Consider the following 12929-nt stretch of genomic DNA (forward strand, 5'->3'; position numbering starts at 1 on the left):
CGGAACCGCACCCTTTATCCCCGAGAAGGCGGCAGAATGTCATCAACGTTTCCTCGACCGTCTGCAGCAGGCGATCACTACGAGACCCCGTCAGCTTTTGGCGTGCGTCTTGGCAATCCGAGCGCAGCAGGTACGGACATTACGACGTTTTTGCATGATCTCCACGAAGCGGCTTCCAGCTGCAGCGGGCACATTCCTGCGCTGCTGGAACTCGCGCGCGAGCTCGGACACAGCCTGCCCCGCCCTCAGCAAGGGAACACCCTGCAACTGTGGGAGTCCTTGGCCACCCTCGGGGCCGCGGACCTCACAGCTGCAAGGGTTATCGAACCACATTTGGATGCCTTGGCCATTCTCGACCAAGGCGGCCAAGGAGGGATGCATCCAGATGACTCCACTTGGGGTGTCTTTGCTGCACAAGGACCAGGCCAACAGTTGCTGGCCACCCCGGCGCAGGACGGCTGGCGACTAGACGGGCACAAGCCCTGGTGTTCGCTCGCGGATGATCTCAGCCACGCACTTGTCACGGCAAGGACGGATGTAGGCATGCAGCTGTTCGCCATCGATTTGCGCCAGCCAGGGATCACCACCACTGGACGGCCCTGGAGCGCAATGGGGCTGCCAACTGTGCCAAGCCGTGGCCTCTTGCTGGCCAACGTTCCTGCCGTGCCAGTTGGCGGTGCGGGCTGGTACACGCAAAGGCCTGGATTCTCTTGGGGCGGTGTGGGAGTCGCAGCCATCTGGCACGGCGCGGCGACAGCCCTGGCCAGGCGCCTGCACCGACATTGTCTCTCCCGCGAACCGGATCAGATCGCTCTGTGGCAGCTTGGCAGCGCCGATCAAGCGCTGTGGTCCTCCCGGTCTTCCTTCCAGTCGGCGGCGGCCGTGGTCGACCCGCCCGCGGCGGGCACTTCCGTCCCTACTCCCACCCTTGACACCCCTGCTCTCATCGCCGCGCGGGTCCGGGCCACCGCAGTCTCAACCGCGGAGAGCATCCTGACGCTAACAGCGCACGGCATGGGGCCGGAGCCGCTGGCGTTCGAACCCGAACATGCCCAGCGTGTAGCTGATCTGGAGCTATACCTCCGCCAAGACCATGCCGAACGCTCCCTCGCGGCGCACGGCAGTGCAGTGCTCGAGGTGTCAGCCACCGACGGCGGAGCACCGCCATGGTAGCTTTCACCCACGATCAGAAAACCACTGCCGAAGCGGAATGGCTGGCCAGCCCCCTCATTGCCGGCATGCCCGTTCTGAGCCTCGACTGGGACGCATTGACGAAGATTGTGGTTGTCGCTGCCCACCCCGACGACGAAACCCTCGGCGCCGCCGGGCTGCTGCAACTTGCGGCCGTCCGGGGGGTGGACATTCAGGTACTCGTTGCCACTTTAGGAGAGAACTCACATCCTTCCTCCCCCACCCACACACCGGGACGGCTTGCCGCGCGGCGGGTCATCGAGCTTGAAAAAGCGTTGGAAACCCTCGCCCCGAGTGCGCGGCACAAGGTGCTGGGGCTGCCCGACGGCCAAGTTGTTGCCCATTCGCTCGAGCTGGAGCGGGAAATCACAACCGCCGCTCAGCCCGGTGGCAGTGCCACATTGATAGTGGCCCCCTGGTCCGCGGACGGTCACACGGACCACGACGCCGCTGGAGCAGTGGCAGCCAAGGCAGCTGCAGCGACAGGCAGCATGTTGCTGGAATATCCCATCTGGTTGTGGCATTGGGCTTCCCCTGAAAACCATGACGTGCCCTGGCCTGCGCTGCGCAAGTTGGCGTTGGGTGAGAAAGAACAGGCGGTGAAGGCCGCGGCCATGTCCGCCCACATCTCTCAAATTGAGCCTCTCTCTGACGCAGCAGGGGATGAGACTCTCTTGTCCCCCGCTCTGTTGTCGCACTTCGAGCGGAGCTTTGAAACGTTCGTTGATACGGCCGGGCACTTCACACCGTCGGGCGTTGATTCACAGCAGTGGCTTGCCACCCAGTTCGATGCCATTCACGTCGATGGTGCCGAACCATGGGACCCGACGTCGTGGTACGAGCGGCGCAAACGTGCGCTGCTGCTCGGAACGTTGCCCCGTGACCGTTTCCATTCAGCCTTGGAACTGGGCTGCTCAACTGGAGCGCTCACTGCTGATCTGGCAACCCGATGCGATCTAATCACCGGAGCCGACGCAAGTGCGGAAGCGGTCGCCACTGCCACACAACGGCTGGCACTGGCCGGCAACGTTGACATTATTCTTTCCACACTGCCGCGAGACTGGCCGGACGGATGCTTCGATTTGTTTGTGCTCTCCGAAAGCGGGTACTACTTCACGGCAACGGAACTTTCGGAAGCTGTGGAACGAATGGTTGGTTCAGCACTGATGGATGCATACTTGGTGGCATGCCACTGGCGCCATCCAATTGATGGCTGGCCGTTGGGAGGCGACGACGTCCACCGGCTGCTTCGTGCCAACAAGCACCTTTCACTGCTTGGCTCCTATGCTGAACAGGACTTCTTGCTCGAGGTGTTCCAGCTTCAGGAGAGCCCGTGAACGACGACGTGGAGGAGATCGCCGTCGTCGTTCCGTCTAGGAATGAGGCCCGCTTACTCCCCCGGGCTCTGTCAGCCCTCGACGAATCCGCGCGCCGTCTGACGTTGAAGTTTCCGCAGGTCAAGATCTCCCTCACGGTGGTGTTAGACAGTTGCACCGACACCTCCGCGCAAATTCTGGCACACCACCCCCATGTGCGGATTCGCAGGATCGCCGCGGGCCGGGTTGGGGCTGCCCGCAATGCGGGGATAGCTGCAGTGATGTCAGCGTCCCGCGTGGAGCCGGTAAGGTTGTGGATCGCCAATACAGATGCCGACAGTGCAGTACCGCCGCAGTGGCTGGAACACCACTACTCCCTGGCTGTGGCTGGCGCGGACGTGCTGGTCGGCACGGTTGAACCCTTTCACACGGAACTTTCCGCTGCACGGTTGGCGCAGTGGCATGCCAGCCATGACCTCCGTGAGGGTCACCCGCACATTCACGGTGCCAATCTGGGCTTCCGAGCGGACATTTTCACGGCCCTGGGCGGCTTTGCAAATATTGGCTTGCATGAGGACCACCAATTCGTTGTGAGCGCGCGCTCACGGGGCTTCTTAGTCCACGCTACGGATTCCTGTCGTGTTCGCACCTCAGGACGCCTGCAGGGAAGGGTGGAGGGCGGCTTCGCCGATTTCCTTGCAAGTCTGTAGAGCGCTCTGAGACACGCCTATGTGATTAAGACATCAACGCCACCCAGCTGAGCGCGGCTTCAGCCATGTCCACCTGTAAGCAGCGCCAAGACAGCACTGTCTATTTGGCGTTTGAGATCTGCGACTTTGCCCTGCTCAAAGAGACCGATGACCCGGGGGTTTATATAAGATTCCTTGGCGACTGTAGGGGTGTTGTGGAGCCAATCCGCGGCATCCCGTATTGCCGCCGTGATTGCCTCGGGAGAACTGGAGCCTGCCCGCTGCGACCGGGCCAGGGAAATCGAGGCCACTACTGTGCCCTGCCAGGTCCGGAAGTCCTTGGCGGTGAACCCGTGCCCCGCCACCTCTCCCAGGTAGCCATTAACTTCAGTGTCGGAGATCGCATGCCACAGTTTCCGACGCCCTGAGAAGGATGCGTGGCACAGTGCCGGACTGGAGCGGGGAGTGTGCGGGATGGACGCAAAGTAGTCCTGCAGCAAAGAGTCGTTGATGCTCACATCCCACTCACCGGCTGATTTGCCCCGGAACATTAGGTGCACCACGTCAGCTTCAATGCTGACGTGGCGCCGCTGCAGGGTTGTCGCACCAAAGGAGCCGTTCTCCGCCGCGTATGCTGCTCCGCCGACGCGCATGCCGACCTTGTCCATGAGCCGGACGGCAGCGGCCAAAGCGCGACGCCGGGCATTGTCATTCTGTTTCAAATCGCGGGTGACGGCTCGTCTAAGTGCCGGCAAACGCTGACCGAATGCGAGCGAACGGATGAATTTCTCCTCGTCCCGTATTTCCCTCCACCGTGGGTGGTAAATATATTGGGTGCGGCCTGCCGCGTCCACTCCGGTGGCTTGGATGTGGGCATTGGGTGCAGAAGCGATCCACACGTGGGACCACGCCGGTGGAATTGCCAGGCTACGAATCCGTTCAAGCCGGGATTCGGTCCGAATACGCCGCCCATTCGAAGAAACATAAGTGAAACCGCGTCCGGCAACGCGTCGTTCAATTCCGCCGGCCCCTGGCTCGACCCGTGCAAGTGGTTCCATCGCCCAAGTCAAACACCTCAGGTTGCTCCTGGCCAGTAGAAAGGCTCCTATAACTTGAGCGTTGTGGCCTTGCGCAACCATCAAGACATGTAGTTGCATAGCTATAGCAAGGCGTAGAAGCTCATTCAGCACTTTATGTGAGGAGATATTTATGGTTTCCAAGAACGTTTCCAAAGCCACGTACACGGTCCCCGGGTTGTCGCTGACAGACGGCCACAAGGTGGGCGAACTCCTGCAAGGACGGCTCCACGCGCTCAACGATCTTCAGCTCACACTGAAGCACGCACATTGGAACGTGGTGGGCAGGGATTTCATTGGTGTCCACCAAATGCTCGATCCGCAGATCGAGCTCGTCAGGGCCATGATCGACGAAACAGCCGAGCGGATGGCCACGCTGGGAATTTCGCCGAATGGTCTGCCCGGTGCACTCGTGAAGTTCCGCAGTTGGGATGATTATTCCCTAGGCAGGGCAGGTACTGCCGAGCATTTGGCGGCGCTTGACGTCGTCTATGACGGGCTGGTCTCCAGTCAGAGGGATGCAATTTCCGTTGCCGGAGACACGGATCCAGTCACCGAAGACATGCTCATCGGACACACTGCCCAGCTGGAACTCTTCCAGTGGTTCATGCGCGCACATCTGGAAGACAGCGACGGCCAGCTCCATGAGCCGTCCAAGAAATCGACTGACACCAAAGCAGGCAAGTAGTTCTTTCTGCCTGCGCAATTTTGCTTCCTCGCCACTCCTACAAGGAGTCGTCAGAGGTTCCAGTGGATGGATGATTTTGGGGCTCATCCGCAGGACCAGCCTCAAAAGCGTCATCCCGGGTCGCGTGGGAAGAGGCGTGGAATCATGTTGGCGGCTTCGCCACTGAAAGTGCAGTACAACGGAAGGACCGAACACATGTCAACGACTGACAACCGCAAAAAAGTATTCGAGATTATCAGCGACAACCCAGTGTGCATGTTCACCGTCAGCGGGGCAGAAGACGCCCTGCACAGCCGGCCCATGACAGTCATCAAAACCGAGGACAATGGGGAACTATGGTTCTTCACGTCTTCCGACGGTGCAACCGTGGCAGAAATTGGCACGGAATCAGAAGTGAATCTTTCCTTCAGCGGTAAGGGGGAATGGCTCTCATTGCGTGGTTCAGCAGTGACTATCACCAGTGAACCCAAGGCCCGTGAGCTGTGGAACGAAGCTGCCGCCGCGTTTTTCCCGGAAGGACCTGGCTCGCCTGAACTGGCACTCATTCGAGTCCGTCCCGAAGGGGCGCAGTTTTGGAACTCCCCCGGTGGAGCAATCACCATGGCATTTCATTGGGCCAAGGCCCGATTGACGGACACGCAAATCGATGCAGGTGAAAGCGAAACAGTGGATCTATAGACCTGATGTGCCCGGTCTGCTGCTTTTCCAGTATTGGCCCGCCAGCTCCGGCTCAAATATGACACTTCAGATTTGTGCGGGGTTGTGGCAGAGTCGAAGAGTCCTACCCGCTTCCCTGAAGGAGAGTTCACATGATCGAGATGTTGCACAACGCAGGAATCAAGAGCGAATACGCGTACGCCGGTGGCTTCGCATCCATAGCACTATCACTGGGCTCGTGGCTTGTCAGCCGAACCAAGAAAAACCATTCCAAAGCTCAATCAGATCGCTGGGGCATTTTCATTGGTCATTGGGCACCGACGTTCTTCGCTTTGGGAATCGCTTTGAAGCTCGAGGAAAAAAAGTAAAGTAACGGCCGGTCCTCCGCTCCGGCGGAGGGCTGGCCGTGGTCATGCGCAGCTGGGTGACTATAGAAAATATTGGCTGCCGAATCGCGCCTCAGTGCAGTAGGCATACAGACGAACAAATTGGGCATATCCAAATTCCTTACGGGGTCCTACACCAAACAGTTGCTTCTTCTTTCGTCATGGTCGAACGGGCCCCTTTCTAAACAACTGCGCTGAATCAGTGGCTCCGGCATCGTGATCATTTGCTCCGGCATCGTGCAGACTCCGCCCGACAAAGCGGCGGATCCAGTTCCGTTCCGCAGTAAACCATTCACTTGCATCAGGAGGCGACAGCACTAAAGCTCATAGAGCGGCTGGTTTGGGTCCTGTACTGTGCAGTACATAAACTGCACTAGTAAGCCGCATGTCTCATTCAGCAACTCTTCTCTGGAGGAAACTTGGAAGTCTGGCCCGGAAACGCCTACCCATTGGGAGCCACATTCGATGGCACTGGCACCAATTTCTCCCTTTTTAGTGAGCACGCCGAAAAGGTGGTTCTCTGTCTTTTGGCTGATGATCTGACGGAAACCCGGATCAATGTCGAGGAGGTTGACGGCCACGTTTGGCATTGCTACCTTCCGGAAGTCCAACCCGGCCAGCAATACGGCTACCGCGTCCATGGTCCATACGAGCCGAAAAATGGTTTGCGCTTCGACGACAACAAACTACTTTTGGACCCGTATGCGAAATCCATTCACGGACAAATCGACTGGGATCCAGCCCTTTTTTCTTATCAGTTTGAGAACCCGGAAGCTCGGCAGGAGGACGACTCTGCCCCGCACACGATGTACAGCGTAGTCATCAATCCATTCTTTGATTGGGACGGGGACCGTCAACTGCGCGTCCCGTACCACGAGTCAGTTATCTACGAAGCACACGTCAAAGGACTGACCCAGCTTCACGAAGAAATCCCGGTGGATCAACGCGGCACCTATTCGGGTGTGTCACATCCGGTGATGATTGAACATTTCAAGAAACTCGGCATTACTGCTGTTGAGCTGATGCCTGTCCATCAGTTCGTCAATGACGGAACCCTGATGGAGAAGGGGCTCAGCAACTACTGGGGCTACAACACCATTGGCTTCTTCGCCCCGCAGAACACGTACAGCTCCACAGGCGATCAGGGAAACCAGGTCCAGGAATTCAAGGCAATGGTCCGGGATCTCCACAGGTCAGGCATTGAAGTAATCCTTGACGTGGTCTATAACCACACTGCAGAGGGCAACCATCTGGGTCCCACTCTTTCCTTCAAGGGCATCGACAACGACGCCTACTACCGTCTGGTCGAAGACGACCGGCAGTACTACATGGATTACACCGGCACCGGAAACTCGCTGAATGTTCGCCATCCCAATTCGCTGCAACTGATCATGGATTCGCTGCGCTACTGGGTGACGGAGATGCATGTTGACGGCTTCCGGTTTGATCTGGCTTCCACCTTGGCCCGCGAATTCTACGCCGTGGACAAACTCTCCACGTTTTTTGAACTCATCCAGCAGGATCCAGTCATCTCCCAGGTCAAACTCATCGCCGAACCTTGGGATGTTGGCCCTGGCGGCTACCAGGTGGGCAACTTCCCGCCACAGTGGACTGAATGGAACGGTAAATATCGTGACACCGTGCGTGATTTCTGGCGAGGGGAGCCGTCAACTCTTGGTGAGTTCGCTTCACGGCTGACTGGTTCAGCAGATCTCTACGCGAATTCCGGGCGCCGCCCGGTGGCCTCCATTAACTTCGTCACCGCCCACGACGGCTTCACCCTGCGCGATTTGGTTTCCTACAACGAGAAACGCAATGATGCCAACGGCGAAGACAATAACGACGGCGAGTCTCACAACCGCTCGTGGAACTGCGGTGCGGAAGGGCCCACGGATGACGAAACAGTACTGACGCTGCGTGCCCGCCAGCAGCGCAACGTCATCGCGACGCTGCTGCTTTCCCAAGGCGTTCCGATGATCCTGCACGGGGACGAGCTTGGCCGAACCCAGCAAGGTAATAACAACACGTATTGTCAGGATTCAGAGATCAGCTGGGTGCACTGGGATGCCGTGGACCAACCCCTCGTGGAGTTCACCGCCATGGTGAGCAAGATTCGTGCCGAACATCCCATCTTCCAGCGCAGCCGCTTCTTCGACGGCAGGCCGGTGCTCCGCGGGGAGGATAGTGCGCTTCCGGACATCATCTGGTTTAGGGCGGACGGCGCTGCCATGCTGCCTGAGGATTGGGACAGTGGCTTTGGCCGCAGCATCGGTGTCTTCTTGAACGGGGACGGCATCCGGGAGAAAGACCGGCGTGGACGGCACATCACCGACAAAAACTTCCTGCTGATCTTCAACGCCGACGTTGAAGCCGTCAACTTCCAGCTTCCATCGAAGGAACACGCACCCTTCTGGGAAGTTTTGGTCGATACCTCCAGCAGTGGCACGCGGGAGCCTGTCCAAGCCGAAACCGTGCTTGAACTCTCGGCAAAGTCCATGGCGGTACTGCGTGCCTACTCCGGACCTGCGGAAGTGGTCGGCCACTCCGCCGAGGCCTCCCTGGCCGCCATGGCCGCCGAAGAGGAACCCAAGGCAGAGGAACCAGAGACGGAAGCTGAGAAGGAAGAGCCCAAGTCTGAATCTGAAGCTCAGGAACCAAAAGTGGCTCCTGAGACGGAGTCTCAGGAGCCCAAGGCTGAGACTCCATCCTCGGCGGCTGCAACGGACGGAGCATCAGCGTGAAAGCCCCCTTGTCCACCTACCGCCTGCAGCTCAACGCCGATTTCACGCTGCAGGACGCGGCCCGGACCGTGCCGTATCTGAAGGATTTGGGGGCGGATTGGGTCTACCTCTCCCCCATTCTGACGGCTGAGCAGGGCTCCACCCACGGCTACGACGTCACTGATCCCAGCACGGTGGATCCCGAACGCGGAGGCCCGGAAGGGCTACTGGCACTGTCGCGTGCAGCCCGGGAAGCTGGGCTGGGCGTGTTGGTGGACATTGTCCCCAACCACATGGGCGTGGCCACCCCGCACCAGAACCCGTGGTGGTGGTCTCTCTTGAAGGATGGCCCGGACTCTCCTTGGGCCGAAGCGTTCGACGTCGATTGGGCTGCGGGCAACGGGCGCATCAGGATCCCGATCCTGGCGGATGACGAAGACATCAATATCTTGGAAATCAAGGATGGCGAGCTTTGCTACTACGAGCACCGCTTTCCACTGGCCGCCGGCACCTTCTCGCCGGAGGATGCGCCCGCCGACGTCCATGCCCGCCAGCACTATGAGCTCATGGATTGGCGCCGGGCCGACACTGACCTGAACTACCGCAGGTTCTTCGCCGTCAGCTCACTGGCCGGAGTCCGCGTGGAAATCCCGCACATCTTTGCACAAACGCACCAGGAGATTCTCCGCTGGTTCCAAGAGGGGCTGGTTGACGGCCTGCGCATCGACCACCCCGACGGCCTTGCCGATCCCGAAGGCTACCTGCATCAACTGCGCGAAGCCATCGGCGGCGAGTACGTGCTGGTGGAAAAAATACTTGAACCCGGCGAATCTCTCCCTGCAAGCTTCGATTGTGAAGGCACCACCGGCTACGACGCACTGGCGGACGTAGACCGGATCTTCATTGACGACGCCGGCGAGCCTGGACTGGACGCCATCGACACCACGTGGCGCGGAGGCAGGCCTTCCGACTATGAGGCGATGATGCACAGCACCAAGCGCCGCATCACGGACGGTATCCTCCATGCGGAGATGCTGCGGCTGGCCCGGCTGGTGCCTGCGAGCGCATCGCCGGACGTGGAGCAGCTTGCCGATGCACTCTCGGAGATCATCACCGCGTTCCCGGTATACCGCACGTACCTGCCGGAAGGCGCGGACATTCTGCGCACAGCATGTGAGCTTGCCAGCAGCCGGCGGCAGGAACTGCAGGAAGCCGTGGAACTGCTTTTGCCGCTGCTGCTCAAGGCAGGGCCGGGCGAGGAAACTGAGCTGGGCCGGCGCTTCCAACAGACCTCCGGCATGGTCATGGCCAAGGGGGTGGAGGACACCGCCTTCTTCCGTCACACGCGGCTGGGTACATTGACTGAAGTGGGTGCCGACCCCACGGAGTTCGCCATCACCCCGGAGGAATTCCATGACCGGATGCGCAGCCGGCTGGAACATATTCCGCTTTCCATGACAACGCTGAGCACCCATGACACGAAACGCAGCGAGGATACACGGGCGCGAATCTCGGCGTTGGCCGAACTCACCCCTGACTGGGGTCAGTTCCTTGACCGAGCGCAGGAACTTGCCCGGCTGCCTGACGGGCCGCTGGCCAACCTGCTGTGGCAGGCCATTGCAGGGGTCTGGCCGGCGGAGCGGGACAGGCTTCACGGGTTCGCCCAAAAAGCTGCCCGGGAAGCAGGAACCTGGACCAATTGGGCTGACCCGAATGAGAACTACGAAAAGCAGCTGGCAAAGGTGGTCGACGCCGCGTTCGACAACCCGGAGATGCACCAGGAGCTGGAGTCTCTAGTTGAAAAACTGGAACCCTATGGCGCCTCCAACGCCTTGGGCGCCAAACTTGTGCAGCTGACCATGCCGGGTGTTCCCGACGTATACCAGGGCACAGAATTCTGGGACCGCTCCCTGACGGACCCGGACAACCGCCGGCCCGTCGATTTCAACGCACGCAGGCAGGCACTGGAGAAGCTCGACCAAGGCGAGCTCCCGGCGTCGTACTTGGCAGAAGAAACGAAACTGCTGGTGACTTCGCGTGCGCTGCGCCTGCGTCGTGACCGGTCGGAGCTGTTCAGCGGATACGCATCCCTGCAGGCCGATGGGACGGCGGCGGAGCATCTGCTGGCCTTCAGCCGCGCCGATGTTGCAGGCGAAGGCGCCTTGACACTGGTCACCAGGCTCCCGCGCGGGCTGGAACGCAAGGGCGGCTGGAAGCAAACGCTGCTGCGGCTGGACGTTGACATGCGCGACGAGCTAACAGGGCGCAGCTTCAGCCAAGGTGAAGTTCTTGTTGGGGAGATCTTGGACAGCTACCCGGTTGCGCTTTTGGCGCCGGTGCAGGCCTAGCCGGCCACAACGGAAGGAAGATGGTGATGAGGTTGCAGGGACAAGGCGCCGGACGCTTTGACGTGTGGGCTCCGAAGGTGGAGTCCGTGACGCTGCTGGCTGGGGACCGCGACTATGTGATGACCCGCCGCCCCGATGAGGCTCCCGGGGAGGAGGGCTGGTGGACGGCCCCGGATGCACCGGCCGACGGCGAGGTGGAGTATGGCTACCATCTTGGCGCGAAAGCCGACGCCGTGCCGGATCCGCGGTCCCGCCGTCAGCCCAACGGTGTGCATTCGCTTTCGCGCACCTTTGACCCGTCCGAGCATGCTTGGGGTGACCAGGCATGGCCGGGGCGTGAGCTGACCGGTGCCGTCATTTATGAACTTCACGTGGGCACGTTCACGCCTGAGGGTACCTTGGATGCGGCCACCGGGAAGCTGGATTACCTGGTGGAGTTGGGCATCGACTTCATTGAGCTGCTTCCCGTCAACGGCTTCAACGGCACGCACAACTGGGGGTACGACGGCGTCCTTTGGTATGCGGTCCACGAGGGCTACGGCGGTCCAAGGGCCTACCAACGTTTTGTTGACGCCGCGCACCGCGCCGGCATGGGCGTCATCCAGGACGTGGTCTACAACCACTGGGGTCCCAGCGGGAACTACCTGCCGCGCTATGGCCCGTATCTCAAGGAGGGTGCGGCCAACACGTGGGGCGATTCAGTCAACCTTGACGGGCCTGGGTCCGACACCGTCCGGCAATACATCCTGGAGAATGCCGCCATGTGGCTGCGGGACTACCATGTGGACGGTTTGCGGCTCGACGCCGTGCACGCGCTGAAGGACGAGCGGGCGCGGACGCTGCTGGAGGAGTTGGGCGAACTGGCCGACGCGGTCTCCACCGAGGTGGGGCGCCCGGTGACCATGATCGCGGAGTCGGATCTCAATGATCCGCGTTTGCTGTATCCGCGTGAGCAGCACGGACTGGGGCTGCGAGCGCAGTGGAGCGACGACTTCCACCACGCCCTGCATGTCAATGTCAGCGGCGAAACGGAGGGCTACTACGCCGACTTTGATTCCGTCGGGGCGCTGGCGAAGGTGCTGGAAAAGGGCTTTTTCCACGATGGCTCCTACTCCAGTTTCCGCGGCCGCCATCACGGCAGGGACATTGACGTTCGCGCGGCGCACCCCTCCGCGCTGGTGGTGTGCAGCCAGAACCACGACCAGGTGGGCAACCGCGCTGCCGGTGATAGGCTCTCCCAGAGCCTGGGCTACGGTCAGCTTGCCGTAGCTGCCGTGGCCACCCTGGCCTCACCTTTCACACCCATGCTGTTCATGGGCGAGGAGTACGGGGCAAGCACGCCGTGGCAGTTCTTCACCTCCCACCCCGAACCGGAACTTGCGGAAGCAACTGCTGCCGGACGCCTCGAGGAATTCGAACGCATGGGGTGGGATCCTGCATTGGTGCCCAATCCGCAGGACCCCGAGACGTTCCTTCGTTCCAAACTCAACTGGGCCGAAGCTTCTGTCGGGGATCACGCCCAGCTGCTGGATTTGTACCGGCGGCTGATCGCCCTGCGTCGGGCCACCCCTGAGCTCAGCGAGCCGGGTTTTGCCAGCACCACCGTTGACTACGATGAAGAATCCCGGTGGCTGGTGTTCCACAGGGGCGGGATTGACGTGGCGCTGAACTTCTCTGCTCAGCAGGTGCAGGTGCCAGTCCAGGGAACCGTCCCGCTGCTCGTTACCGACGACGGCGCCCGTGTAGTTTCCAGCGGAGGTCAAGCCGTACTTGAGCTTCCCGGCCATAGCACCGCCATCCTCGCACAAACGTCTGGGGCTTAAGGCTCTTGATGGAGACCAGCTTGATGTAACGCTTT

At 60.5% G+C, this 12929-nt stretch carries 10 protein-coding genes; 9 read left to right on the forward strand and 1 reads right to left on the reverse strand.

The features are described 5' to 3' along the window. Positions 1–36: 36 nt before the first annotated feature. From JMA46_RS07015 to JMA46_RS07025, 3 genes are read left to right on the forward strand one after another with little or no spacing between them, the layout of a single operon-like run. Positions 37–1173, forward strand: a complete 1137-nt coding sequence (locus tag JMA46_RS07015; protein WP_207344626.1) for an acyl-CoA dehydrogenase family protein — start codon at positions 37–39, stop codon at positions 1171–1173. After that, positions 1167–2528, forward strand: coding sequence for a PIG-L family deacetylase (locus JMA46_RS07020; RefSeq protein ID WP_207344627.1), 1362 nt, complete (start codon positions 1167–1169; stop codon positions 2526–2528). Before JMA46_RS07015 ends, JMA46_RS07020 begins: the two co-directional genes overlap by 7 nt. Beyond that, complete coding sequence (locus JMA46_RS07025) at positions 2525–3217, forward strand: glycosyltransferase (RefSeq protein ID WP_207344628.1); 693 nt, start codon at positions 2525–2527, stop codon at positions 3215–3217. Before JMA46_RS07020 ends, JMA46_RS07025 begins: the two co-directional genes overlap by 4 nt. Before the next feature lie 59 nt (positions 3218–3276). Here JMA46_RS07025 and JMA46_RS07030 read toward each other — a convergent pair whose 3' ends face one another. Further along, the gene (locus JMA46_RS07030; protein WP_207344629.1) at positions 3277–4254 is read right to left on the reverse strand and encodes a DNA topoisomerase IB; all 978 of its coding nucleotides are present in this window, start codon (positions 4252–4254) and stop codon (positions 3277–3279) included. A 151-nt stretch (positions 4255–4405) separates the two neighbouring features. Between JMA46_RS07030 and JMA46_RS07035 the strand changes: the two genes are divergently transcribed. From JMA46_RS07035 to treZ, 6 genes are all read left to right on the forward strand, one after another. Next, entirely contained in the window at positions 4406–4960 is a 555-nt protein-coding gene (locus JMA46_RS07035; RefSeq protein ID WP_207344630.1) for a DNA starvation/stationary phase protection protein, read from the forward strand. Positions 4961–5155: 195 nt separating this feature from the next. Beyond that, complete coding sequence (locus JMA46_RS07040; RefSeq protein WP_207344631.1) at positions 5156–5638, forward strand: pyridoxamine 5'-phosphate oxidase family protein; 483 nt, start codon at positions 5156–5158, stop codon at positions 5636–5638. Positions 5639–5769: 131 nt separating this feature from the next. After that, the gene (locus JMA46_RS07045; protein ID WP_207344632.1) at positions 5770–5985 is read left to right on the forward strand and encodes a hypothetical protein; all 216 of its coding nucleotides are present in this window, start codon (positions 5770–5772) and stop codon (positions 5983–5985) included. Positions 5986–6422: 437 nt separating this feature from the next. Beyond that, on the forward strand, positions 6423–8744 hold the full coding sequence (gene glgX / locus JMA46_RS07050; RefSeq protein WP_207344633.1) for a glycogen debranching protein GlgX: 2322 nt from the start codon (positions 6423–6425) through the stop codon (positions 8742–8744). Then, on the forward strand, positions 8741–11071 hold the full coding sequence (treY, locus tag JMA46_RS07055; RefSeq protein WP_207344634.1) for a malto-oligosyltrehalose synthase: 2331 nt from the start codon (positions 8741–8743) through the stop codon (positions 11069–11071). Before glgX ends, treY begins: the two co-directional genes overlap by 4 nt. A 26-nt stretch (positions 11072–11097) precedes the next feature. Then, a complete protein-coding gene (gene treZ / locus JMA46_RS07060; protein WP_207344635.1) occupies positions 11098–12894 on the forward strand; it encodes a malto-oligosyltrehalose trehalohydrolase in 1797 nt (598 codons plus the stop codon). The last annotated feature ends 35 nt before the right edge of the window (positions 12895–12929 follow it).

Origin of the sequence: Arthrobacter sp. E3, from assembly GCF_017353415.1 — a bacterium.
Lineage (GTDB): Bacteria > Actinomycetota > Actinomycetes > Actinomycetales > Micrococcaceae > Specibacter.

Coding starts and splice junctions, on each gene's coding strand:
- JMA46_RS07015 (WP_207344626.1), top strand. CDS start 37: ATGTCATCAACGTTTCCTCGACCGTCTGCAGCAGGCGATCACTACGAG.
- JMA46_RS07020 (WP_207344627.1), top strand. CDS start 1,167: ATGGTAGCTTTCACCCACGATCAGAAAACCACTGCCGAAGCGGAATGG.
- JMA46_RS07030 (WP_207344629.1), bottom strand. CDS start 4,254: ATGGAACCACTTGCACGGGTCGAGCCAGGGGCCGGCGGAATTGAACGA.
- JMA46_RS07035 (WP_207344630.1), top strand. CDS start 4,406: ATGGTTTCCAAGAACGTTTCCAAAGCCACGTACACGGTCCCCGGGTTG.
- JMA46_RS07040 (WP_207344631.1), top strand. CDS start 5,156: ATGTCAACGACTGACAACCGCAAAAAAGTATTCGAGATTATCAGCGAC.
- JMA46_RS07045 (WP_207344632.1), top strand. CDS start 5,770: ATGATCGAGATGTTGCACAACGCAGGAATCAAGAGCGAATACGCGTAC.
- treZ (WP_207344635.1), top strand. CDS start 11,098: ATGAGGTTGCAGGGACAAGGCGCCGGACGCTTTGACGTGTGGGCTCCG.